A 22,523-nucleotide genomic window follows, 5' to 3' on the forward strand; every position below is an offset into this window, starting at 1 on the left:
CCAATGAACGACTTTTCGACAAACCCGACCCGTGAGGGCAAGGACGCCGACTCGAGTTCCTCGGAAGAGGGCAGTAGTCCGTCTCGAGCGGAAGCTCAAAAACACCAAAGCTCTTTCTGGTCGCGCGCCGTCAGGCTGCTCAGGCCGTCGCAGGGCGAGAAGCTCCGCGAGGACCTCGCCGACGCGCTGATGACCGATACCAATATCAGCAATGCCTTCTCGCCCGAGGAACGGGCGATGCTGCACAATATTCTCCGGTTCCGCGAGATCCGCGTCGAAGACATCATGGTGCCGCGTGCCGATATCGAGGCGGTCGATATGACCATGACGATCGGCGAGCTGATGATCCATTTCGAGGAAACCGGTCGCTCGCGCATGCCGGTCTACAACGACACGCTCGACGACCCGCGCGGCATGGTCCATATCCGCGACCTCCTCTCCTATCTCGCCAAGCAGGCTCGCAACAAACGCCGCACCAGCGCGCGCGCCGCGCCTACGCAGCCGATGCCGCTTGCCACCGACAAGCCGGAAAAGGCCGAAAAGACGGTGCGCACCCCGCGGCCTGCCTTCGACCTCGGCCGTGTCGACCTCGAACAGACGGTTGCCGAGGCCGGGTTGATCCGCAAGATCCTGTTCGTGCCCCCCTCGATGCTCGCTTCCGACCTGATGCAGAGCATGCAGGCGGCGCGCACCCAACTGGCGCTCGTCATCGACGAATATGGCGGGACCGACGGCCTCGTCACCCATGAGGACATCGTCGAAATGGTGATCGGCGATGTCGAGGACGAACATGACAATGAAGAGGTCATGTTCTCCCGCACCAGCGAGGACGTCTTCGTCGCCGATGCGCGTATCGAACTGGAAGAGATCGCCAAGGCGATCGGTTCCGATTTCGACATTCGCGACCGCCTTGAAGACGTCGATACGCTGGGCGGCCTGATCTTCTCCGCACTCGGGCGCATTCCCGTGCGCGGCGAGGTGGTACAGGCGGTGCCCGGCTTCGAATTCCAGATTCTGGAGGCCGATCCTCGCCGCATCAAACGCGTGCGGATCCTGCGCAGGCGCACGCTCGCGCGCCGCCGGCAGAAAGGCGAGGGCGAGATGCTGCTCACCGATCAGACGCCGACTGCGCTGCTGCCGGCGCCATCCGCTCAGGACGCCGACGGACGCAATCATCAGGCCTGAGTGGTCCCTGAAGTGTCCGCGCCTCTTTGACCTCACGACAAGTCCGCCATTTTTTGAAAGACTGCAGCCGCTGATTCGGGGGCGGAAGGGAACATAGATGGAGCGGCTGGCGGGCAGGATCATGCTTCTCTGGGGCTTCCCGCGCGTCGTCGTTGCTTTTCTCGCAGGAGCGATCGGTGCGCTCGCCCTGCCGCCCTTCGGTTTCTTCGCGGCGTTCTTCATCTCCTTCACGCTGCTCGTCTGGCTGATGGACGGTTCCACCGGCAATCCAGATGGTGGATGGTTCGCGCGGTTTCGTTCGGCCTTTTGGATCGGCTGGGTTTTTGGCTTCGGCTATTTCGTCGCCGGCCTCTGGTGGCTTGGCAATGCGCTGCTGGTGGAAGCTGACGAGTTTGCCTGGGCGCTGCCGCTCGCGGTTCTTGGCCTGCCTGCCTATCTTGCCCTATTTTACGGTCTTGCGACGGCGATCGCCCGCATCTTCTGGTCGGATGGTTTCGGGCGGATGGCCTCGCTCGCCTTCGGTTTCGGCCTTGCCGAATGGCTGCGTGGCTTCGTCGCTACCGGTTTCCCTTGGAATGCGGTCGGTTATGGCGCGATGCCGATGCCGCTGATGATGCAATCGGCGGCGGTGCTCGGCATTTTCGGCGTGACGGTTCTTGCCGTCTTCGTGTTTTCAGCCCCCGCCCTGATCGGCACTAAAAAGGGCATGCGGACCGGGCTAACGCTCGCGGCCTTGCTGTTTGCCGCCCATCTCGGTTATGGCGCCTATCGTTTGCACATCGCCGACGCCGCGCCGGCCCCGGCCGCCGATAGCCAGCCGGTCGTCCGCATCGTCCAGCCGGTAATAGACCAGGCGCGAAAACTGGACGATGCCGAACGGGCGGCGATCTTCGAGGAACATCTTGCGTTGTCGGCTTTGCCGCCCGAGAACGGTGGCAAGCGGCCGGACATCATCGTCTGGCCCGAAACCTCGGTGCCCTTCATTCTGACCCAGAACCCGGATGCGCTGACCCGCATTGCCGAGGTGCTGCAGGATGGTCAGGTCCTCATCACCGGCGCGGTCCGCTCGGAAGATGCCGGCGCGGGCTTCGCGCCGCGTTTTTACAATTCGATCTATGTGATCGACAGCCAAGGCCAGATCGTTTCGGCCTCCGATAAGCTGCATCTCGTCCCGTTCGGGGAATATGTCCCATACGAGGATCTCCTGCGCAATCTCGGCATCCCCGATGCCATCGCCATGCCGGGCGGCTTCAGTGCCGCGCCCGTGCGGGCCATGCTGACCCTGCCGGGTGGCAGGGTCTTCTATCCGCTGATCTGTTACGAAGCGATTTTCCCGGACGAGATCGGGCCGGACGTGGAGCGGGCGAGCGCGCTTTTGAATATTACCAATGACGGCTGGTTCGGAGCGACGCCGGGACCGTATCAGCACTTCCAGCAGGCTCGAATCCGCGCCGTCGAAAACGGTCTGCCGCTGATTCGCGGGGCGAATACCGGCGTTTCGGCGGTTGTCGACCCCTTTGGAAGGCTGATTCGGGGTATGGATTATAATCAAAAAGGCGTGATTGACGCAACCTTGGGCAGCATTTCAATCCCGCATTGGGATATGAAAGCTCGGGAACAGCACTTCTGGTTGGTTCTTGTGACGATGTTGTTGATTGCAGGCGTCTCGCGCGTTGGTTTTAATTTTCGGACGAATTGACCAAAAACCCCTAAAATTGCATAGTGGTCTCAGCCTTTCGTCTCGCCATATGCTTCAAACGTTGAGCCTGTTGTGACCAGCCGCGCGAAGTGTATCACCACACGCAGACCGGGTTGTGAGGATTAAACAACAAACGTCGTCAGGACATCGTTATGATTGAAAACAAAAAGAAGCCGAACCCGATCGATATTCACGTCGGGAGCCGGATTCGCCTTCGCCGGACCATGCTCGGAATGAGCCAGGAAAAGCTGGGCGAAAGCCTTGGCATTACCTTTCAGCAGATTCAGAAATACGAAAAAGGCACCAACCGCGTTGGCGCCAGCCGTCTGCAGAATATTTCCAGCATTCTCAACGTGCCGGTATCCTTCTTCTTCGAGGATGCACCGGGCGATCAGGGCGGTCAGGGCGGCATGGCGGAAGCCTCGAGCTCCAACTACGTGGTCGATTTCCTCTCCTCCTCCGAGGGCCTGCAACTGAACCGGGCTTTCGTGAAGATTTCCGACCCGAAAGTTCGTCGGCGTGTGGTTGATCTCGTAAAAGCTCTGGCAGCGGATGCCGAGGTCGAATAACGACCTTTGATATCAGCACGAAAGCGGCCGCAAGGCCGCTTTTTTGTTGCCTGCTCCAAGGTGAGGAGTGTTGCCGGAATACCTAACTTGTACACATAAAGATATATTTATGTCGTTGTACGCTTGTGTTTGTCGGTGAAAATCACTACACAGGTGCGTCGTTTCTTTGAGGGGAATCCCGTAATGCGCGCAAGTTATCTGTTCACCAGCGAGTCCGTTGCCGAGGGCCACCCGGACAAGGTTTGTGATCGTATCTCCGATGAAATTGTAGATCTTGTGTACCGCGAAGCGGCCAAGACCGGCGTCGATCCCTGGACCGTGCGCATTGCCTGCGAAACGCTGGCGACCACGAACCGTGTGGTGATCGCTGGCGAAGTACGCCTGCCGCCGAGCCTGATGAAGAAGGACAAGGACGGCAAGGACGTCATCAATCCCTCGAAGTTCAAGTCCGCCGCCCGCAAGGCTATCCGTGACATCGGTTACGAGCAGGACGGCTTCCACTGGAAGACGGCCAAGATCGACGTGCTACTGCATTCCCAGTCCGCTGATATCGCGCAGGGTGTTGACAGCGCTGCCGACAGGCAGGGCGATGAAGGTGCCGGCGACCAGGGCATCATGTTCGGTTATGCCTGCAAGGAAACGCCGGACCTCATGCCGGCACCGATCTATTATTCCCACAAGATCCTGCAGCTTCTCGCAATCGCTCGCAAGAAGGGCGAGGGTGATGCCGGCAAGCTCGGCCCCGACGCCAAGAGCCAGGTGACCGTGCGTTATGAAAACGGCAAGCCGGCTGCGGTCGACTCGATCGTTCTTTCCACCCAGCACCTCGACGAGAGCTGGGATTCCAAGAAGGTCCGCGAGGTCGTCGAACCTTATATCCGCGAAGCGCTCGGCGACCTGCCGATCGCCAGGGATTGCAAGTGGTACATCAATCCGACCGGCAAGTTCGTCATCGGCGGCCCGGATGGTGACGCGGGCCTTACCGGCCGCAAGATCATCGTCGACACCTACGGTGGCGCGGCTCCCCACGGCGGCGGCGCATTTTCCGGCAAGGACACGACCAAGGTCGACCGTTCGGCCGCTTATGCTGCTCGCTATCTGGCAAAGAACGTCGTCGCTGCCGGTATTGCCGATCGTTGCACGATTCAAATCGCATACGCCATCGGCATCGCCCAGCCGCTGTCGATCTATGTCGACCTGCACGGCACGGGCAAGGGCGTGACGGAAGACCAGGTGGAAGCCGCCATCCGCAAGGTCATGGACCTGTCGCCGACAGGCATCCGCCGCCATCTCGACCTCAACAAGCCGATCTACGCCAAGACGTCCGCTTACGGCCACTTCGGCCGCAAGGCCGGCCGCGACGGTTCCTTCTCCTGGGAGAAGACCGATCTGGCGAAGCCGCTCAAGGATGCGCTGAAGGAAGAGCCCCTCAAGGCAGCCTGATCGGCCTTTACGGATAGCTCCATAAAACTGTAAAGCGGGTGCCTCCTGGCGGAGACGCCCGCTTTTATCGTGAGAGACCAGCCCATGACCGAACCGCAGCACCCGAGCCGCAGCACCGAAGCCTTCTTCGGACGCCGCAAGGGCAAGCAGCTCCGCGAGCGCCAGGCGGAAGGGATTGCAACTCTGCTGCCTGCGCTGAAGCTCGATCTTGCGGCACCCGCGCCCGCCGCGCTTTCAGAGATATTTCCCATTCCGGTCGAGGAACTGCGGCTGGAGATCGGCTTCGGCGGGGGCGAGCACCTTGTCCACCGCGCGCAGGAAAATCTGAAAACCGGCTTCATCGGCGTCGAGCCGTTCGTCAATTCCATGGCGAAGCTTTTGTCGCGCGTCGACGAACTGGGGCTCAAGAATATTCGGGTTTATGACGACGACGCCACGCAGGTGCTCGACTGGCTGCCGGATGCATCGCTCGATCGCATCGACCTGCTCTATCCGGACCCGTGGCCGAAGCGGAAACATTGGAAAAGGCGGTTTGTATCTGCGGTCAACCTCGACCGATTCCACCGCGTGCTGAAGCCGGGCGGTCTGTTCCTGTTCGCATCCGACATCGACACCTATGTCAACTGGACGCTGATCCATTGCCGCGACCATGGCGGATTTCAATGGCAGGCGGAGCAATCCTCCGACTGGCTGACGCCCTTCGCCGGCTGGCCAGGTACGCGATACGAAAACAAGGCCCGCCGAGAAGGCCGTTCCTCGGCCTATCTGACGTTCAGGAAAGCCTGAAAGGTTAGTGCAGGCTGACGGTCTTCAGGTCGTCTTCAGCAGCCTTGAAGAAGGTGCTGGAGCGATTGTCGGTCAGAAGAATCGGCGTGCCATCTGCGCCGAACAGGGCCCAAAGATCGAGACTGGGATCGATATCCGGGGCTTCAGGGAAGCAGCGTGACACTTCGTCCGACCGCATCTTGCGAATATATCCGACCTCTCCAGCACCCAGATGAGCAAGTTCGGACAGCGTCAAACGCGTATTCGCTTCTTTCAGGAGCATTCCAGCCTCCAGCATTGAGGGGCAACGGCATTGGCGCCGTTGACCTACTCTGAGACGGAAATGTTAATTTTTCGCACCATGCGCGCGGGCTCGGGGCGGATAAGGTCAACCGATAGCAAACCGTTCTTGAGAGAGGCGCCGGAAACCTGCATTCCGTCGGCGAGCACGAACATACGCTGGAACTGCCGCGCAGCAATGCCGCGATAAAGATAGTCGCGCTCACCCTGCTCCGTCTGGCGTCCGCGGATGACGAGCTGGTTTTCTTCCGTTGTCACATCGAGTTCGGCTTCGGAAAAGCCGGCGACAGCCAGCGTGATTCGCAGCCGTTCGGGTGCGCCGGAAGCATCTGCCCGGAGACGTTCGATATTATAAGGAGGATAACCGTCGTTCGCCTTCGCAAGGCGTTCGAGTGTCTTTTCCATGGCGTCGAAGCCCAGAAGCAGGGGGCTCGCAAACGGCGTCATTCGGCTCATCGGACAGTCCTTGCAACAAGCGACCATGTTGGCGCCCGCAGGGCGGCCCACCAACTCGTTCGTTATATGGGAGGTTACGGCGGCGACCGCAAGGATGAGTGCTGGTTCATAGTCAGGGCTACCCCATGCCGGTCATGCGGCACTTGACAGAATGTCAGCTTGTGGACCACTACCCGGAAAAAAGGAGCATCCATGCAGCGCAGGAAGATCATCATCGATACCGACCCGGGTCAGGACGATGCCGCGGCGATCATGCTTGCCTTTGCGAGTTCGGACGAGATCGAGGTGCTTGGTCTCTGCGCGGTCGCCGGAAACGTGCCGCTTTCCTACACCAGTCGCAACCTCCGGATCGTCTGCGAACTCTGCGGCAGGCCGGATGCGCCGGTGTATGAAGGCGCGCTGAAGCCAACCAAACGCCCACAGGTGACCGCCGAGCACGTGCACGGCAGGACCGGCCTTGACGGTATCGAACTGCCCGAACCGACAATGCCGGTGAAAGCTGCGCATGCGGTCGACTTCATCATCGAGACCCTGCGCGCCGAGCCGGCCGGAACGGTAACGCTCTGCACGCTCGGGCCGCTCACCAATATCGCGCTTGCTCTTGAGAAAGCGCCGGACATCGCGGGGCGCGCGAAGGAGCTGGTGATGATGGGTGGCGGCTTTTTCGAGGGCGGCAACATCACGCCGGCTGCCGAATTCAACATCTATGTCGACCCCGAAGCGGCTAAGACCGTATTCGCCTCGGGCATGCCGATCGTCATGCTGCCGCTCGACGTCACCCACCAATTGCTGACGACCAAAACTCGTGTCGAGAAGATCGCCGCGCTCGGCACCCGTCCGGCGGAGGTCCTGGTCGCGTGGCTTGCCTTTTTCGAGCGATTCGACATTGAAAAATACGGCTCCGATGGCGGCCCGCTGCATGATCCGACGGTCATCGCCTACCTCATCAAGCCCGAACTCTTTTCGGGCCGCGACTGCAATGTCGAGATCGAAACGCAATCGGAACTGACGGTCGGCATGACCGTAGTGGACTGGTGGCACGTCTCCGGCCGCAAGCCGAACGCCAAGGTCATGCGCCATGTCGATGCCGATGGCTTTTTCGAATTGCTGACGGAACGGGTTGCTCGGCTCTAAGGCGGAATAAGCGGGCAAAGAAAAAGCCGCCGTTTGAAGGGCGGCTTTTATACGTTCAGCTTTAGGTGCGATCAGAATTCCTGCCAATCGTCGGATGCGACGGCCGCCGATCCGTGTGAGATCGCAGCCCTTGGCGCCGGCTTGGCACGTGGTGCCGGTGCGGGCTGGCTCGGCCGCGTTGCCCGCATGGTTTGGGCGACCTGACGCAGCGCCTGTGGTGCGCTTTGGACGTGGCCTGTCGCGTGTGCCGAAACACGGAACCGCGCGACCAGCGACTTCAGGGTTTCCGCTTCCGTACTCAGCACCGTGCTCGCGGCGGTCGTCTCCTCCACCATCGCAGCATTCTGCTGGGTCACCTGGTCCATCTGGTTGACCGCCGAGTTGACCTCCTTGAGGCCGACGGCCTGTTCGCTCGCGGAAGCCGAGATCTGGCGGATCAATCCGTTGATCTGCATCACCTGCACTGCAATTTTCTGCAGCGTATCGCCAGCCTTGCCGACCAGTTCCACGCCGTCGCTGACCTGGCTGGTCGAGGCGTTGATGAGCGCCTTGATTTCTTTGGCGGCGTTTGCGGAACGCTGGGCGAGTTCGCGGACTTCCTGTGCGACGACAGCAAAACCCTTGCCGGCCTCGCCGGCGCGGGCAGCTTCCACGCCGGCATTGAGGGCGAGCAGGTTGGTTTGGAAGGCGATCTCGTCGATCACGCCGATGATGCGGGAGATTTCCTGCGAGGATCGGGCGATGCCCTGCATCGAGGCGACGGCCTTCTGCACCACTTCGCCCGACTTTTCCGCATCGTCACAGGCGAGGTTGACCGTACCGGCGGCCGAGCTGGCGTTCTCGGCGCTCGAGTTTACCTGCGCGGTGAGCTCATTGAGTGCGGCTGCGGTTTCCTCGAGGCTGGCAGCCTGCTGCTCGGTCCGGCGCGACAGGTCCTGAGCGCTGGTTGTGATCTCGCGGCTGCCATTGCCGATATTGTAGACGGTCGAACTCACCGTCGCGATCGTCTCCTCGAGACTTTCCAGCGCCTTGTTGAAGTCGACCTTCAGCTTGGCATAGTCGCCCGGGAAGTCGTCCTGGATGCGATAGCCGAGATTGCCGTTGGAGAGCTCCGCCAGACCATTGGCAAGCGAGGTGACGACGCGCTGCTGCTGCTGGGCGTTCGCTTCGCGCTCGCCTTCGGAACGGCGGCGCTCGCTTTCCGCCGCATGGCGCTGCGCTTCCGCCTCCGTTTCGAGCCGCCGGCCGTCCGCCAGCGTGTGGCGGAAGCCTTCGAGCGCTCCGGCAAGCGAGCCGATTTCGTCGGTGCGGTCCTGGCCCTCCACCGGCTGTTCGAAACGGCCCTTGCTTAAGGTATCGACGCTGCCGAGCAGCGCCCCCAGAGGCCGGCGCACGAAGACGGTGCTGCCGAAATAGAGGGTCGCGATGCAGGCCCCCATGATGACGATCCCGCCGAGCACCATCATCAGTGTCTGGTCCTGAACCGGCGCGGCAATCACGCTCTGCGGCACGTCCAGGACAATCGCCCAGGTGGCGTTGAGGTCCGGGACCGTGAACGGATAGACGACGCGTTCAAAGGGTTCCGCCGCATCGGCGGTCAGGTTGTCGAGCTGGACCGGCTGGTTCGACTTCAACGCGGCCAGCAGCTCGCTCGTTTTTTTCGCCTTCGACCGGCTTCATCAGCTTGTCGGGATTGACAGGCACGATCCATTTGCCGCCTTGCGACACCAGCAGAACCCGGCCGGAGCCGAACGGCCGCATCGCCTGGAGCTTTTTTGTCAGGGTTGCCATCGAGACGTCGAGGCCGGCAACACCGAGGAGCTTGGAGCCGGACATGACGGGGTAGGCGACAGAGCTCATGGCGACAGCATCGCCCGTCGTGCTTTCGATATAGGGCTGGGTGAGCGAGCCCTTCTTCGAGGTAGCCGCGAGCGAATACCATTCCGCCTGGGTGTCGATGTCGAAGACGCTATAGGCGATATCGCCGGTGCGGCTCTTGGTCCAGTAAGGGGCAAGCTCCCCCTTCTTGTTGGCGCCCATCTCCTTGTTGCCGACGAGCTCCGCGTTCTTCCCGTCGAATACGCCCGGAACTTCGGCGAACCAGCTGCCATAGGCAAAAGCATTCTGCTCCAGATTGGCCTTGAGAGCGTCGGTGACGCCCTTGCGGTCGAGATAACCCGCAGCATGGCCGCGGCCGATCACGCCCGCCATCGAACGTGCCGCGCCGGCAAGCTGGCCCATGTCGACGGCGACTTCGTTGGCGATGGAACGCGCCTCGGCCTGCGCCTGCGCCATGGTCAGCGTCGACACGCGGTTGCGGGTTTGGGAGATCAGGAAGAAGTTGGAGAGAACCAGAACGCCGGCGATCACCAGGCTCGTTACCAGTATGAGCTTCGTGGAGAGCGACTTGACCTTGAGCGAAAACATCGATTGCCTCGGAGTGCGGACAGGGTGAGGCTCCTTCATGGAGCGGCCGCGAGGCGGATCGAATCTCGTCCCCGCAGAGATATGACCGCGACCCTAAAAGCGATATGTTAACGTTGACTAAAATTGCAAATGCTTGCTCTGCCGCAACGGCGAAAGTAGGGGGAAATACTCGATCGGAGCAGCTCAGACCCTGGCGTCGACCGCTTCGGCGGGCGGGATCGATGGCTGGGCGCCGCGGCTGAGGCAGGCGAGCGAACCGGCCACCGCGGCGCGGCGGAGCGCTTTCGCAAAATCGAGCCCCTGCTCGAGGCTGGCGGCCAGGTAACCGCAAAACGTGTCGCCGGCGCCGACCGTATCGACCGGTTCGATCTTCAATCCCTCGGCGGCGATGATCTCCCCGTCGCGGATCGCGACCACGCCGTCGCCGCCGAGCGTGACGACGTATGTCTGGCCGGTTTCGGAATGGAGTTTTTTCAACATCTCCTGGCGCGCCGCAGCGTTGGGGATCGGGCTTCCGGCCAGCAGTTCGAATTCCGTTTCATTGGCGACGACGATATCTGCAAGCCGGGCCAGCCGGGCCGCATCGCCGGTCAGCGGCGCAGTGTTGATCACCGTCTGAATGCCTTTGGCACGCGCTGCGTTGAGCGCCGTCTCTACCGTCCCGGTCGGAATTTCGAGCTGCAGCATCAGGATGTCCCCTGTCTTCATGGCTTCGACCGCCGCCTCGGCCTGCGCCGCGCTCACGGTACCGTTGGCGCCGGCCACCACCGCGATCATGTTTTCGCCCGTGCCCCCCACTAGGATCAGTGCCGTGCCGGTTGGATCGGTTACGCGCGCGACCGCTGAGAGGTCTACCTTGGCGTCATCGAGAAGTGCCAGCGCCGGCGCAGCAAAACCATCTTCCCCAACGGCTCCCACCATATGCACGGAGCTTCCGGCACGGCGCGCTGCGAGCGCCTGGTTGGCGCCCTTACCACCGGCGGCCGTCGCAAAATTCGATCCCGCAACCGTCTCGCCCGGCTGGGGCAGACGTTCGGTCGTGGCGATGAGGTCCATGTTGATGGAGCCGAGGACGGTGATCATGGGCAGGCCTGCTTGCGTAAATTAAAGTCGCGCGACACTGCCCGAGAGGATCACTCCTCGTCAACCACCCGCAGCTTGAGCAGGCCGGTACGGCTTTCGACCGCCTTGGCTTGGGGCCGATCGCGGGCCACCTCGGCTTCGTGAGGCGCCTCCAGCTCGAGAGCCTCTATCTTGGCGCCGCGGCGGTTGAGCTTGTCGGTGGAGGTGAGGATCTGTTCGACATCCTTCTGCGCGGAAAAGAAATGCGCTTGAAGTTTGCGGGTGCGGTCGTCGAGACGGGTAAGATCCTCGATCAGTAGCGCCACTTCGCCCTGGATGAGATGTGCCTGCTCGCGCATCCGCTGATCCTTCAGCACGGCCTGGATGACCTGGATGGACAGCATCAGCAGCGAAGGCGAGACAATGACGATCCGGGAACGCTGCGCCTTCTGCACGGCGCTTTCGAAATGTTCGTGGATCTCCGCGAAGATGGATTCCGACGGCACGAAGAGGAAAGCCATTTCCTGCGTCTCGCCCGGGATCAGGTACTTTTCCGAGACATCGCGGATGTGAACCTCAAGGTCCCGCTTGAAGGCCTGGGCGGCGGCCCTTCTGGCTTCGGGTGCCGCGGCCTCGCGAAATGCATTCCAGGCTTCGAGTGGAAATTTGGCATCGATCACCAAAGGCGGAGCGCCGTTCGGCATCCTGATCGTGCAGTCCGGCCTGGTGCCGTTCGAAAGCGTGGTCTGGAAACCATAGGCGCCCATCGGCAATCCGTCGGCAACGATCGCTTCCATTCGGCCCTGGCCGAAGGCGCCGCGTGTCTGCTTGTTCGACAGGATCGCCTGCAGGCCGACGACGTCCTTTGCCAGCGTCTGGATATTGTTCTGGGCGGCGTCGATCACCGCCAGCCGTTCCTGCAGCCGCTGCAGGTTCTCGTGCGTCGACTTGGTCTGCTCGGTGATGCTAGCGCCGATCCGGTGCGTCATGCCATCGAGCCGCTGGCTGACCGACTGGTTCAGTTCCGATTGCCGCGTCGAAAGCGTCTCCGCCATTGCCGACAACCGCCCCTGCATCTCGCTTTGCGCTCTCAGAAGTTCCGAAAGCCGGGCCTCGCCTTCCATCACCCGCAACGCCGCATCTTCCTGCCGCCGAAGCGATGCGCGCCGGACCAGGAACAGCCATAACAGCAGCAATGCCGCTCCACACATCACCGCCACGACGGCAGCGCGTGGATCGTCGAAGAAACGAGAAAGGCCAGCAATAAGATTATTCATGGCGGGAAACTAACAGAATTTTGCCGCTTGAAAAGATCAAAACGTGAACATTTCGCTTCCTCCTGCCGTAATTTCTATTCCTTCGGAAAAAAAGATGGGTTATGGGAAGCCATGACGATCAAGCCTCTGATTATTCTGCCTGACCCGATCCTGCGTCAGGTTTCCAAGCCGATAGAGCGTGTTGACGCCGAGCTTCTGAGGCTCGCCGACGACATGCTGGAGACCATGTATGACGCGCCGGGCATTGGCCTTGCGGCGATCCAGATCGGCGTGCCGCGCCGCCTGCTGGTCGTCGACATTGCGCGTGAGGGCGAGGAAAAGCAGCCGCAGGTCTTCATCAATCCGGAGATCGTCACATCCTCAGACGAGAGCTCCGTGTATGAAGAGGGCTGCCTTTCCATTCCGGAATATTATGCCGAGGTGGAACGGCCGGCGACCGTCAGCGTCAAGCATCTTGGCCGCGACGGCAGGGAATATGTGGTAGAGGCCGATGGCCTGCTCGCCACCTGCCTGCAGCATGAGATCGATCACCTGAATGGCGTGCTTTTCATCGACCATATTTCCCGCCTGAAGCGCGAGATGGTGATCAAGAAATTCACCAAGGCTGCCAAGTCCAAGGCGGTCTGAACCGTCGCTCGGGCGATCCGAGTTAAGAAGGCGCGGTCTCTTGAGACGCGGAACGACCATGTCTCTTCGCATCATCTTCATGGGAACGCCGGAATTTTCCGTGCCGACGCTGCAGAGCCTGAAACATGCGGGCCATGAGATCGTCGCCGTTTATACCCAGCCGCCGCGCCCGGGCGGCCGCCGCGGGCTCGATCTGGTGAAGTCGCCGGTCCATCAGGCCGCCGAACTGCTGGGCATTCCCGTTTTCACGCCGGCCAATTTCAAGGATCCCGATGAGCGCGAGAAATTCCGCGCACTCAAGGCGGATGTTGCCGTCGTCGTCGCCTACGGCCTTCTTCTGCCGGAAGCGATCCTGACGGGCACACAGCTCGGTTGTTACAACGGCCACGCTTCGCTCCTGCCGCGCTGGCGCGGTGCCGCGCCGATCCAGCGGGCGATCATGGCGGGTGACAAGAAAACCGGCATGATGGTCATGCAGATGGAAAAGGGCCTCGATACCGGCCCCGTCGCGCTGACGAGGGAAGTCGAAATCGGCGAGAACATGACGGCGGGCGAGCTGCACGACAAGCTGATGCTGGTCGGAGCCCGTGCGATGGTCGAGGCGATGGGGAAACTCGAAGCCGACGACCTGCCGCTGACGCCGCAATCGTCGGAAGGCGCGCTTTATGCCGCCAAGATCGACAAGGGCGAGACGCACATCGATTTTTTGAAGACCGCACGTGATGTGCATAACCACATCCGCGGTCTGTCGCCGTTTCCGGGCGCATGGTTCGAGGCGGAGATCAACGGCAAGCCGGAGCGCGTAAAGGTTCTCCTCTCGGAAGTCGGCGAGGGGCAGGGTGAGCCCGGAACGGTTCTGGACGAAGCGCTGACCGTAGCCTGCTGTGAAGGTGCGGTGAAGCTCCGCAAATTGCAGAAGGCCGGCGGCAAGCCGCTGGCCGCGGCGGATTTCCTGCGCGGGACGCCGCTTGGGCCGGGCACGAGGCTCTCCTGATGCCCCGATTCCGCATGGCCGTCGAATATGACGGCACGCCCTATGTCGGCTGGCAGAAGCAGAAGAACGGCCACTCGGTACAGTCGGCGCTTGAAAATGCCATCCTGTCTCTGACCAAGGAGACCGTGGTGGTCAAGGGCGCCGGCCGCACCGATTCCGGCGTGCATGCGCGCGGACAGGTGGTGCATGTCGATCTCACGCGGTCGTGGCAGCCACACCGGCTGCGCGACGCGCTGAATGCCTATCTCGGCATGGCCAGGGAGAAAGTCGCCATCGTTAGCGTGCAGGTTGTCGATGATACGTTCGACGCTCGCTTTTCGGCCGTCCGGCGATATTACCTCTACCGTATCATTTCACGGGCCGGACCGCTGGCGCTGGATGCCAAGCGTGCCTGGTGGGTCACCAAGGATCTGGATCATGAAGTCATGCATGCCGCCGCCCAGACGCTGGTCGGAAAGCACGATTTCACGACCTTTCGTTCGGTTCATTGTCAGGCGAAAAATCCCGTCCGCACGCTGGACATACTGGATGTCACGCGCAGCGGCGACCTGATCGAAATCCGCGCGACGGCACAGAGTTTCCTGCACAATCAGATACGGTCGCTCGCCGGCACGCTGAAACTGGCCGGCGAAGGCCGCATGACGCCGGCGGATGTCCGCGCAGCATTGGACGCGCGGGACCGCAAGGCCTGCGGGCCGGTGGCACCGCCGGAGGGGCTTTATTTCATGCGGGTCGATTATCCAGGCGATCCCGTAGAGCCCTGAAGCGCTGGCTTCGTCAGAGTGGGTAAATGCCGAGGAAACGCTGCAGCGCTTCGGTCAGCAGCATGCTCGGCACGATCAGCACCAGCACCAGCGTTGTGATCATCAGCGGCTGCGGCCCGCAGATCATCCGCATCACCCGCGATATCGAAATGATCATCACGAGCAGCAGCGCGAAATGGACCAGCGCCAGGGCGGTATCGAGTCTCGACGGCAACAGGAAACGCAGGCTCAGCAGGCCGTAGAGATAGGCGAAGGGAACCGAGAGCCAGTTGACGGTGACGACGACCGCCGGAAACTTTCGGGCGATGCCGAGCAGTGAGCAGAGTATGCCGGCAAGGATCAGCGGCACCAGCCAGTTGAAGATTTCCAGCATTGCCATGCGAACGAAGAAAATCCCGCCGATCCGGGCGCCGGACGGCATGCCCTCAAGCAAATAGTCTCGCCACCACAGCCACGAGACGAACGCGCCCGGCAGGCACCAGACGAACGCCCAGAACGAGCGCATCATCCCGCGATCGGAAATGTCGAGCAGGCGGAAACCCTGCGCATCGCCGCGGATCAGCAGCCAGAGACCGCTCAGATAAAGTCTGACTTCAGCATAGGAGGGCAAGGCGGCCTCCTCGCAAAACGGCGAAATCACGCATCAGGTTAACGAAACCCCCATGATATTCTCCAGTTCGCGCGCAACAAACATGTCGGTCAGGAGCACAAGTCCCAGGGTGGCAATGCGGATCATCACCGGGCCACCCATGACTGTTCTTAGAACGCACCAGGCGAGGAAAAGCGCGGCGATCAGAATGGTCGCCGCCAGAATTATCGAAGCGTAACCGGCAAGCCCCATGGCGCCACCTTGCTGGGCAGATAGGAAAGCGATGGGCGAATAAACCGCATGGATCGCATAGGCGAGTGGGACGGCAAACCAGTTGCGCACCACGATCAGGATCGGCACGAGCGGTATGAAGCGCAGAATGAAGCCGAGGGCGATGAGCGCCGCGGCCGGCACGACCCATTGGGCCGCTTCGAGGACCAGCATCTTCAGGAAAAAGATGAAGGAATAGTCCTCGCGTTGAGGGAAATGACGAAGGTATTCCATCCGCTGAACGATCCAGCCGACAATCAATGCCGGCGCGCACCAGCCCGCCGCCCAGAACGAACGCAATACGCCCTGGTCCGAAATGTCGAACGGTCGCAGACCGCGCGCATCGCCCCTGATCAGCAGCCAGAGACCGCCGAGGTAGAGCCTGACTTCATGATAGGAGGGCATTATCGAACCAGCGGGAGATGAAGGTCCCATAGATTTGGGTGAGCGTCTCCAGATCGGCAAGGGCTACGCGCTCATCGATCATATGCATGGTCTGCCCGACAAGGCCGAATTCGACGACCGGGCAATAATCCTTGATGAACCGGGCATCCGAGGTGCCGCCTGTCGTCGAAAGTTTCGGCACCTTGCCGGTCACGTTTTCGACGGCACCCGATAGCGAAGCGATCAGGGCATTGTTGCGGGTCAGGAACACGTGGCTCGGGCGTTCTGCCCAGGTGATGTCGTAGCGCGCCGGATCGCGCTCCGGGCGCAGCGGGCTACCAATCGCTGCTGCGTCGAGCCGCCTGACGATCTCGGCTTTGACCGTATCGGCGGTCCAGGTGTCGTTGAAGCGGATGTTGAAGGCGAACGCCGCCTTGGCCGGAATGACGTTGGTCGCCGGATTGCCCACATCGACGGAGGTCACTTCCAGATTGGAGGCCGGGAATTCCGCCGTGCCGCCGTCGAAGGGCGGATTCATCAGCACTGAGGCGAGCGGCAGCAGGCCGCGTACCGGATTGTCGGCAAGGTGCGGGTAGGCCGCATGGCCCTGGACGCCGAAGACGGTGACCTTGCCGGAGACCGAACCGCGTCGGCCGATCTTGATCATGTCGCCGAGCGCATCCGGATTGGTCGGCTCGCCGACCAGGCAGGCATCCCAGGTCTCGCCCCTCTCGGCCGCCCATTTCAGCAGCTTCTCGGTGCCGTTGACGGCCGGGCCTTCCTCGTCGCCGGTGATCAGGAAGGAGATCGAGCCTCTTGGCGCGCCATGCAGATCGATATGGCGGGCGACCGCTGCGACGAAACAGGCGATGCCACCCTTCATGTCCACCGCGCCGCGGCCGAACAGCTCGCCGCCGACGATCTCGGCGGCAAAAGGCGGCTTACTCCAAGACGTCTCGTCTCCCGGCGGCACTACGTCCGTGTGGCCGGCAAACATCAGATGCGGGGCGTCGGTGCCGAGCCGGGCATAGAGGTTCTCGATGTCCGGCATGCCGGGTTCCGTCGCCACCATCCGCTCGACCTTGAATCCGAGCGGAAGCAGCATCGCCTCGAGCGCCGCAAGCGCGCCGCCCTCGGCAGGCGTCACCGAGGGGCAGCGGATCAGAGTCTGGAGATTGGCGATGGGATCGGCAGCAGACATTTGATCGGATCAGTCCCGCAGCAGTTCGTTGATGGCGGTCTTGGAACGGGTCTGCTCGTCGACGCGCTTGACGATCACGGCACAATAAAGGCCCGGTCCCATGTCTCCGTTCGGGAACGGCTTGCCCGGCATCGTGCCGGCGACGACGACAGAGTAGGGCGGCACTTCGCCATAGCTGATCTCGCCGGTGGCACGATCGACGATCTTGGTCGACTTGCCGATGAACACGCCCATTCCGAGCACTGAGCCCTGGCGGACGATGCAGCCTTCGACCACTTCCGAACGGGCGCCGATGAAACAATTGTCCTCGATGATGGTCGGGCCGGCCTGCATCGGCTCCAGCACACCGCCGATGCCGACGCCGCCGGAAAGATGCACGTGCTTGCCGATCTGGGCGCAGGAGCCGACAGTCGCCCAGGTGTCGACCATCGTGCCTTCATCGACATAGGCGCCGAGGTTGACGAAGGATGGCATCAGGACGACGTTCTTGGCGATATGGGCCGAGCGCCGCACGACAGCGTTCGGCACGGCGCGGAAACCGGCAGCGCGGAACTGGTTTTCACCCCAGTTCTCGAATTTGGAAGGCACCTTGTCCCACCAGGTGGAGGCACCGGGGCCGTTCTTGACCACTTCCATGTCGTTGAGGCGGAAGGACAGCAGAACGGCCTTCTTCAGCCATTGGTGCACGGTCCAGGTTCCGCCTTCGCCGCGGCTTGCGACCCGCGCCTGACCGCTGTCGAGCAGGTTGAGCGCTTCCTCGACCGCATCGCGGATTTCCCCTTTGGTCGAAACCGTCACGCCGTCGCGGTTGTCGAAGGCGGTCTCGATGGTCTTTTCGAGGGAAGAGAAGTCGGGGCTGCTCATGGGAAATCCTTAAACGTCACTCTGTATCGTGATGGTGGGAGAGGTGGCCATTTGGTGTCTTTTGATCTAAGCGACCGCCACTCAAGCGTCAATGTGAATTGGCGTCAATGCATTTGACGCCGGAAGGATCATGCGAATGGCAAAGGCGAAGAAGGATGGCCCGCGACGCAAGGACGGGGCCTGGGATCCGCTGAAGGACAACAAGGCGGACAAAAACGACGCCGCAGTCCAGCCGAGGACGCCGCAGACGGAATCGCACTCTTATCGCCTCGCCTATGCGGATGACGAGTTTCTCAGCCGCGAGGAGCTTCGCCCCGTCCGTCTCCAGCTCGAGCTGATGAAGACGGAAATGGCGCTCGCCGAGCGCGGCATCAAATCGACCGTGGTGCTGTTCGGCGGCGCGCGCATCCCGGCGCCCGGCCAGAGCGCCTGGGCCGCCCGCAACGATACGCAGCGCCAGAACCTCGAAGCGGCCTCGGTCTACTACGAGGAGGCGCGCAAGTTCGCCGCCCTCTGCGGCAGGCATTCCGCAAGCTACAATCATCAGGAATATGTGGTGGTGACCGGTGGCGGGCCGGGCGTCATGGAGGCCGGCAACCGTGGTGCGGCTGATGCCGGCGCGCCGAGCATCGGCCTCAACATCATGCTGCCCCACGAGCAGGCCCCGAACCGCTACGTGACGCCGGAACTCAGCTTCAACTTCCACTATTTCGCCATCCGCAAGATGCATTTCATGATGCGGGCGAAGGCAGTCGTCGTTTTCCCCGGCGGGTTCGGCACGCTGGACGAAATGTTCGAGGCGCTGACCCTCATCCAGACCAAGCGCATGGAACGCATGCCGCTCATCCTGTTCAGCGAAGCCTTCTGGCGCGGCATCATCAATTTTGGCGCGCTGGCGGAATTCGGGACGATCGCTCCGGACGACCTCAACCTCATCAGTTTCGTGGAGACCGCGGAAGAGGCGTGGAAGATCATCTCGGATTTCTACGAGCATTGAAGGCTTGATTGAAAGTCGCGAAGTTCGCGACTAGATTGTCGCTAGAGGATGGTACCGATGAGCGATGAAGTCGTAGATCTGAATTTTCTGGCCAAGCTTGGGCAGCGGACAAATGACGAGGTTCGCGCCCTTCGCAAGGAGGTTTCTGAAATCAGGACCCTGGCGATCCAGACTTATGAATTTTCAAAGCGCCTGGAACGACGTCAGGCGGAAGTTCGGGATGATCTCGAGCTCTCTATCAAAATCGAACTTGGCGGAGCTTTGTCCCACATGCAGTCGACGATCGAGCAGTCGCTTGTCCGCATCGAGGACAAGGTGGAGGAGGTCGCGGACCGAGTGACCGCAGTCGAGCACAGACCTTCCTGATTGCGGGCTTTATCTGATCGGAGAAATAAAAGAACCCGCCCCTTGGGGAAGGGGCGGGTCCAGACTGCTGACAAACCCCTGGCGTGGTCCGGGGGTTTGTGATTCAGTGGGACATGTTGAAGAAACCTGCCCCCACCCAGACGGCTCTTGAGATGGTGACGCTCGACAGCCTGGTGCCGAAGGATCACCTGCTTCGCAAGATTGATGCGGTGATCGACTTCTCGTTCATCCATGATCGCGTTGCCGGGCTTTATTGCGCCGACAACGGCCGGCCGCCGCTCGATCCGACCTTGATGTTCAAGGCGCTGTTCATCGGTTACCTGTTCGGCATCCGCTCGGAGCGCCAATTGGTGCGCGAGATCGAGGTCAACGTCGCCTATCGCTGGTTTCTGCGGATGAAGCTGACGGATGGGGTGTTTGACGCCTCGACGCTGTCGCAGAACCGCCGCCGGCGCTTCAACGACACCTCGGTTTCCCAGGACATCTTTGATCATATCGTTGAGCAGGCGATCGGTCATGGCCTGGTCGACGGTACGGTGCTCTATACGGATTCGACGCATCTGAAGGCGAACGCCAACAAGGGCAGATACGACCTTGCGATGATCGAGAAGTCGCGCGCCGATTATTGGGCCGACCTCGACCGGGCAATCGAGGTCGAGCGGGCGCTGCATGGCCAGAAGCCGTTGAAGGAGAAAGAGCGTCAGCCGGAGGTGAAGGAAACCAAGGTGTCGCGCACCGACCCCGAGAGCGGCTATATGGTGCGCGACGGCAAACCGAAAGGCTTCTTCTACCTCGACCACCGCACGGTGGACGGCCGCCATGCGATCATCACCGACACCCATGTGACACCTGCCAATGTGCATGACAGCATCGTCTATCTCGAGCGGCTGGACCGTCAGCGTGAGCGGTTCGGCTTCGAGGTCGGCGCGGTTGGCCTGGATGCCGGCTATGCGACCTCCGGCATCGCCAAGGGGCTTGAAGACCGCACCATCCTCGGTGTCACCGGCTACCGCAATCCGACACCGCCCAAAGCCGGCATGATGCGCAAATCGAAGTTCGTCCACGAGCCTCAGACAGACGGCTATCGCTGCCCCGAAGGACAGTTGCTCGCCTATGCCACCACCGACCGCAACGGCTATAAACATTACGCATCCGATCCGGCCATCTGCCGCACCTGCCCGTTGCTGGCCTCCTGCACCCATAACGCCACCGCGACACGCACCATCACCCGCCATGTCTGGGCCGATGCCCGCGAGCGCACCGATGCCAACCGCCTGACCGCTTGGGGCAAGGCGATCTACAAACGCCGCAAGGAAACGGTCGAGCGCTCCTTTGCCGATGCCAAGCAGCTGCATGGCCACCGCTATGCCCGCTTCCGAAGTCTCACCCGTGTCGCCTGCCAATGCCTGCTGGCTGCAGCCGCCCAGAACATCAAGAAGATCGCAATGGCGCTCATCAAAACACCAAAACCAGCCGCGGCATGAGCCAGCCCATCCTTCTGCGCCTCCCGCCAAGACCTCCCGGCGGAAAACAAATCCACAAAAACAAAACCCGCCGAAAATATCGACGGGTTTGTCAGCGGTCTGAACCCGCCCCTTGGGGAAGGGGCGGGTCCTTTGGACGACTGTCGGAACTAGTTCCAAGGGGGCGGAGAACTAGAGGGGGCGGTCCGGCAGGTCGTCGATGGAAATGGTTCCATCCTTGTTGGTGTCCATGCGGGCGAACAGCTTGTCGGATGCGGCAGAAGCTTCCGCCTTGGTGATCTTGCCATCCTTGTCTTCATCGACCATGCGGAACATGCCTTGGCCCATCATCTGGCGGCCATGCGGGCGTTCCCAGCGGGCGTCCTCGCGGCTCCAGCCATGGCGGCCCTGGCCGTCGCGGTTCCAGGCGGAATGATCGCGGTCGCGGCGATGGTCGCCACGCCGATCGGCCATGTCACCGTTGGACTGGTCGTCCTTCTTGTCCGCGGTGTTGGCGACTTCCGGCTGGTTGTTCTTGCGGAACTCTTCCATCTTCGCCTGGCGATAGTCGATCATCTCGCCGCGCGTCAAAGAGCCGTCCTTGTTGGCGTCGATTGCCGCAAAGAGCTTGTCCTGGAAGGCAGTCATCTCGTCCTTGGAGATTTTGCCATCCTTGTCGGCATCGGCGTTCTTCAGCAGGCGGACGAACATCACATCCTGCATCATGGCGCGGCCAGGGCCGTCATGGCGGCCAGGACCATCACGCCCTGGGGCTGCAAAGGCCGGGATGGCTGCGCCGGCGATCAGCGCTGCTCCGAGGGTCGCCAGAACGATCTTTCTTGCGGTCATTGTGGTGGTCCTTCAGGTTGTTTCGATAGCCTGAAGATAGAGACCGCCGCGGTCAAAACCACTTAAACATCCGTAATGTGGATGAACTTTCTGTAATGGCGATAAAACGTTAGCGGATGTTGAGACCGGTGAGGAAACCCGTCAGGTCGTCGGTCACATAGTCGATGTGATCGTCCTCATCGGTAAGCTTCTCCCAACGTTCCATCAGCACCGCATCCAGATTGCGCGGCACCAGAAGGATGGTGCGCATGCCGAGCGCCTTCGGCACCTGCAGATTGCGCGGCAGGTCCTCGAACATCGCAGCACTTTTTGTATCGACCCGGTGCATGCTCGCGAATTTGTCGTAAGTCGCGCCTGCCGGTTTCGGTACGTAGTCGGCCGCGACGATGTCGAATATGTCGTCGAAATTATCGAGAATGCCGAGCGCCCGCGCCGCCGCTTCCGCATGCGGCACGCTACCATTGGTGAAGATGAACTTGCGGCCGGGAAGGGCCTTGATCGCCTCGCCAAGTTCCGGATGCGGCAACAGCGCCGAATAGTCGATCGCGTGCGCCTGTTCGAGAAACCCGTCCGGATCTATGCCGTGGTTCAGCATCAGGCCCTGCAGCGTTGTGCCGTGTTCATGGTAATAGCGCTTCTGCAGCGCTTTCGCTTCCGCCGGCTCCAACTGCAGCAATTCCTGCACATAGGCGGTCATGTTCTTGTCGATCTGCGCGAACAGATTGATGTGATGCGGATAAAGCGTGTTGTCGAGATCGAACACCCAGTCGCGGACATGGGTGAAATCGGCGGGATCGGGCAAGGTCTGCGGCTTTTTTTCCATGGCCGCTTTATGCAC

The 22,523-nt window shown here is 61.4% G+C and carries 22 protein-coding genes and 1 pseudogene; 12 read left to right on the forward strand and 11 right to left on the reverse strand.

Annotated elements, in window-relative coordinates:
• Positions 1–3 precede the first annotated feature (3 nt).
• The 5 genes from ACZ9IU_RS02620 to trmB all read left to right on the forward strand — a co-directional run bounded on the left by ACZ9IU_RS02620 (position 4) and on the right by trmB (position 5,682).
• Positions 4–1,185, forward strand: a complete 1,182-nt coding sequence (locus tag ACZ9IU_RS02620) for a hemolysin family protein (protein WP_038539210.1) — start codon at positions 4–6, stop codon at positions 1,183–1,185.
• Between the two features lie 97 nt (positions 1,186–1,282).
• A complete protein-coding gene (lnt, locus tag ACZ9IU_RS02625) occupies positions 1,283–2,884 on the forward strand; it encodes an apolipoprotein N-acyltransferase (protein ID WP_038539213.1) in 1,602 nt (533 codons plus the stop codon).
• A gap of 152 nt (positions 2,885–3,036) precedes the next feature.
• On the forward strand, positions 3,037–3,453 hold the full coding sequence (locus tag ACZ9IU_RS02630; protein ID WP_037079404.1) for a helix-turn-helix domain-containing protein: 417 nt from the start codon (positions 3,037–3,039) through the stop codon (positions 3,451–3,453).
• Positions 3,454–3,636: 183 nt separating this feature from the next.
• Positions 3,637–4,896 (forward strand): methionine adenosyltransferase, encoded by a 1,260-nt coding sequence (metK, locus tag ACZ9IU_RS02635; RefSeq protein ID WP_038539216.1) that lies wholly within the window; start codon positions 3,637–3,639, stop codon positions 4,894–4,896.
• An 84-nt stretch (positions 4,897–4,980) separates the two neighbouring features.
• The gene (gene trmB / locus ACZ9IU_RS02640; RefSeq protein ID WP_038539221.1) at positions 4,981–5,682 is read left to right on the forward strand and encodes a tRNA (guanosine(46)-N7)-methyltransferase TrmB; all 702 of its coding nucleotides are present in this window, start codon (positions 4,981–4,983) and stop codon (positions 5,680–5,682) included.
• 4 nt (positions 5,683–5,686) lie between these two features.
• Here the strand turns inward: trmB and ACZ9IU_RS02645 are convergent, their stop codons facing one another.
• Complete coding sequence (locus ACZ9IU_RS02645; protein ID WP_038539224.1) at positions 5,687–5,944, reverse strand: BQ00720 family protein; 258 nt, start codon at positions 5,942–5,944, stop codon at positions 5,687–5,689.
• Positions 5,945–5,988: 44 nt separating this feature from the next.
• Positions 5,989–6,417, reverse strand: coding sequence for an Hsp20 family protein (locus ACZ9IU_RS02650; protein ID WP_038539229.1), 429 nt, complete (start codon positions 6,415–6,417; stop codon positions 5,989–5,991).
• Positions 6,418–6,609: 192 nt separating this feature from the next.
• Here ACZ9IU_RS02650 and ACZ9IU_RS02655 point away from each other — a divergent pair, with 192 nt between their 5' ends.
• The gene (locus tag ACZ9IU_RS02655) at positions 6,610–7,551 is read left to right on the forward strand and encodes a nucleoside hydrolase (protein WP_038539231.1); all 942 of its coding nucleotides are present in this window, start codon (positions 6,610–6,612) and stop codon (positions 7,549–7,551) included.
• A 71-nt stretch (positions 7,552–7,622) separates the two neighbouring features.
• Here ACZ9IU_RS02655 and ACZ9IU_RS02660 read toward each other — a convergent pair.
• The 3 genes and pseudogenes from ACZ9IU_RS02660 to ACZ9IU_RS02670 form a co-directional block, all read right to left on the reverse strand.
• Positions 7,623–9,978, reverse strand: a pseudogene (locus tag ACZ9IU_RS02660) (methyl-accepting chemotaxis protein).
• A gap of 183 nt (positions 9,979–10,161) precedes the next feature.
• The gene (locus tag ACZ9IU_RS02665; RefSeq protein ID WP_038539238.1) at positions 10,162–11,061 is read right to left on the reverse strand and encodes a ribokinase; all 900 of its coding nucleotides are present in this window, start codon (positions 11,059–11,061) and stop codon (positions 10,162–10,164) included.
• 50 nt (positions 11,062–11,111) lie between these two features.
• Positions 11,112–12,251, reverse strand: coding sequence for a DNA recombination protein RmuC (locus ACZ9IU_RS02670; RefSeq protein ID WP_437179064.1), 1,140 nt, complete (start codon positions 12,249–12,251; stop codon positions 11,112–11,114).
• A 177-nt stretch (positions 12,252–12,428) separates the two neighbouring features.
• On the opposite strand from ACZ9IU_RS02670, the gene def reads away from it, so the two are divergent.
• The 3 genes from def to truA are packed head-to-tail and all read left to right on the forward strand — an operon-like array spanning position 12,429 to position 14,702.
• The gene (gene def, locus ACZ9IU_RS02675; protein ID WP_038539241.1) at positions 12,429–12,944 is read left to right on the forward strand and encodes a peptide deformylase; all 516 of its coding nucleotides are present in this window, start codon (positions 12,429–12,431) and stop codon (positions 12,942–12,944) included.
• 58 nt (positions 12,945–13,002) lie between these two features.
• Positions 13,003–13,938 carry a methionyl-tRNA formyltransferase gene (gene fmt, locus ACZ9IU_RS02680; RefSeq protein WP_038539244.1) on the forward strand — a complete coding sequence of 312 codons (936 nt, stop codon included), beginning with the start codon at positions 13,003–13,005 and terminating at the stop codon, positions 13,936–13,938.
• A complete protein-coding gene (gene truA, locus ACZ9IU_RS02685) occupies positions 13,938–14,702 on the forward strand; it encodes a tRNA pseudouridine(38-40) synthase TruA (protein ID WP_038539246.1) in 765 nt (254 codons plus the stop codon). Before fmt ends, truA begins: the two co-directional genes overlap by 1 nt.
• A gap of 13 nt (positions 14,703–14,715) precedes the next feature.
• Here truA and ACZ9IU_RS02690 read toward each other — a convergent pair whose 3' ends face one another.
• From ACZ9IU_RS02690 to dapD, 4 genes are read right to left on the reverse strand one after another with little or no spacing between them, the layout of a single operon-like run.
• A complete protein-coding gene (locus ACZ9IU_RS02690; protein WP_038548612.1) occupies positions 14,716–15,312 on the reverse strand; it encodes a hypothetical protein in 597 nt (198 codons plus the stop codon).
• A 33-nt stretch (positions 15,313–15,345) separates the two neighbouring features.
• The gene (locus tag ACZ9IU_RS02695; protein ID WP_038539249.1) at positions 15,346–15,966 is read right to left on the reverse strand and encodes a hypothetical protein; all 621 of its coding nucleotides are present in this window, start codon (positions 15,964–15,966) and stop codon (positions 15,346–15,348) included.
• Positions 15,950–17,146, reverse strand: a complete 1,197-nt coding sequence (gene dapE / locus ACZ9IU_RS02700; protein WP_038539252.1) for a succinyl-diaminopimelate desuccinylase — start codon at positions 17,144–17,146, stop codon at positions 15,950–15,952. Before dapE ends, ACZ9IU_RS02695 begins: the two co-directional genes overlap by 17 nt.
• Before the next feature lie 9 nt (positions 17,147–17,155).
• Positions 17,156–18,010, reverse strand: a complete 855-nt coding sequence (dapD, locus tag ACZ9IU_RS02705) for a 2,3,4,5-tetrahydropyridine-2,6-dicarboxylate N-succinyltransferase (RefSeq protein WP_038539254.1) — start codon at positions 18,008–18,010, stop codon at positions 17,156–17,158.
• A gap of 136 nt (positions 18,011–18,146) precedes the next feature.
• Between dapD and ACZ9IU_RS02710 the strand changes: the two genes are divergently transcribed.
• The 3 genes from ACZ9IU_RS02710 (at position 18,147) to ACZ9IU_RS02720 (ending at position 20,857) form a co-directional block, all read left to right on the forward strand.
• Positions 18,147–19,007, forward strand: a complete 861-nt coding sequence (locus tag ACZ9IU_RS02710; RefSeq protein ID WP_038539257.1) for an LOG family protein — start codon at positions 18,147–18,149, stop codon at positions 19,005–19,007.
• Between the two features lie 57 nt (positions 19,008–19,064).
• Positions 19,065–19,373, forward strand: coding sequence for a hypothetical protein (locus ACZ9IU_RS02715; protein ID WP_038539260.1), 309 nt, complete (start codon positions 19,065–19,067; stop codon positions 19,371–19,373).
• Between the two features lie 113 nt (positions 19,374–19,486).
• On the forward strand, positions 19,487–20,857 hold the full coding sequence (locus ACZ9IU_RS02720) for an IS1182 family transposase (RefSeq protein ID WP_038539263.1): 1,371 nt from the start codon (positions 19,487–19,489) through the stop codon (positions 20,855–20,857).
• Positions 20,858–21,028: 171 nt separating this feature from the next.
• Here the strand turns inward: ACZ9IU_RS02720 and ACZ9IU_RS02725 are convergent, their stop codons facing one another.
• Both ACZ9IU_RS02725 and ACZ9IU_RS02730 read right to left on the reverse strand, forming a co-directional pair.
• Positions 21,029–21,685 (reverse strand): EF-hand domain-containing protein, encoded by a 657-nt coding sequence (locus ACZ9IU_RS02725; protein ID WP_038539266.1) that lies wholly within the window; start codon positions 21,683–21,685, stop codon positions 21,029–21,031.
• 109 nt (positions 21,686–21,794) lie between these two features.
• Complete coding sequence (locus ACZ9IU_RS02730; protein ID WP_038548615.1) at positions 21,795–22,508, reverse strand: pyrimidine 5'-nucleotidase; 714 nt, start codon at positions 22,506–22,508, stop codon at positions 21,795–21,797.
• Between the last annotated feature and the right edge of the window lie 15 nt (positions 22,509–22,523).

It is taken from the genome of Mesorhizobium sp. USDA 4132, assembly GCF_056279545.1.

Bases quoted from the DNA above. Each gene is read 5' to 3' on its own strand.
- ACZ9IU_RS02620 (WP_038539210.1), top strand. From the start codon at position 4: ATGAACGACTTTTCGACAAACCCGACCCGTGAGGGCAAGGACGCCGAC.
- lnt (WP_038539213.1), top strand. From the start codon at position 1,283: ATGGAGCGGCTGGCGGGCAGGATCATGCTTCTCTGGGGCTTCCCGCGC.
- ACZ9IU_RS02630 (WP_037079404.1), top strand. From the start codon at position 3,037: ATGATTGAAAACAAAAAGAAGCCGAACCCGATCGATATTCACGTCGGG.
- metK (WP_038539216.1), top strand. From the start codon at position 3,637: ATGCGCGCAAGTTATCTGTTCACCAGCGAGTCCGTTGCCGAGGGCCAC.
- trmB (WP_038539221.1), top strand. From the start codon at position 4,981: ATGACCGAACCGCAGCACCCGAGCCGCAGCACCGAAGCCTTCTTCGGA.
- ACZ9IU_RS02645 (WP_038539224.1), bottom strand. From the start codon at position 5,944: ATGCTCCTGAAAGAAGCGAATACGCGTTTGACGCTGTCCGAACTTGCT.
- ACZ9IU_RS02650 (WP_038539229.1), bottom strand. From the start codon at position 6,417: ATGAGCCGAATGACGCCGTTTGCGAGCCCCCTGCTTCTGGGCTTCGAC.
- ACZ9IU_RS02655 (WP_038539231.1), top strand. From the start codon at position 6,610: ATGCAGCGCAGGAAGATCATCATCGATACCGACCCGGGTCAGGACGAT.
- ACZ9IU_RS02665 (WP_038539238.1), bottom strand. From the start codon at position 11,061: ATGATCACCGTCCTCGGCTCCATCAACATGGACCTCATCGCCACGACC.
- ACZ9IU_RS02670 (WP_437179064.1), bottom strand. From the start codon at position 12,251: ATGTGTGGAGCGGCATTGCTGCTGTTATGGCTGTTCCTGGTCCGGCGC.
- def (WP_038539241.1), top strand. From the start codon at position 12,429: ATGACGATCAAGCCTCTGATTATTCTGCCTGACCCGATCCTGCGTCAG.
- fmt (WP_038539244.1), top strand. From the start codon at position 13,003: ATGTCTCTTCGCATCATCTTCATGGGAACGCCGGAATTTTCCGTGCCG.
- truA (WP_038539246.1), top strand. From the start codon at position 13,938: ATGCCCCGATTCCGCATGGCCGTCGAATATGACGGCACGCCCTATGTC.
- ACZ9IU_RS02695 (WP_038539249.1), bottom strand. From the start codon at position 15,966: ATGCCCTCCTATCATGAAGTCAGGCTCTACCTCGGCGGTCTCTGGCTG.
- dapE (WP_038539252.1), bottom strand. From the start codon at position 17,146: ATGTCTGCTGCCGATCCCATCGCCAATCTCCAGACTCTGATCCGCTGC.
- dapD (WP_038539254.1), bottom strand. From the start codon at position 18,010: ATGAGCAGCCCCGACTTCTCTTCCCTCGAAAAGACCATCGAGACCGCC.
- ACZ9IU_RS02710 (WP_038539257.1), top strand. From the start codon at position 18,147: ATGGCAAAGGCGAAGAAGGATGGCCCGCGACGCAAGGACGGGGCCTGG.
- ACZ9IU_RS02715 (WP_038539260.1), top strand. From the start codon at position 19,065: ATGAGCGATGAAGTCGTAGATCTGAATTTTCTGGCCAAGCTTGGGCAG.
- ACZ9IU_RS02720 (WP_038539263.1), top strand. From the start codon at position 19,487: ATGTTGAAGAAACCTGCCCCCACCCAGACGGCTCTTGAGATGGTGACG.
- ACZ9IU_RS02725 (WP_038539266.1), bottom strand. From the start codon at position 21,685: ATGACCGCAAGAAAGATCGTTCTGGCGACCCTCGGAGCAGCGCTGATC.
- ACZ9IU_RS02730 (WP_038548615.1), bottom strand. From the start codon at position 22,508: ATGGAAAAAAAGCCGCAGACCTTGCCCGATCCCGCCGATTTCACCCAT.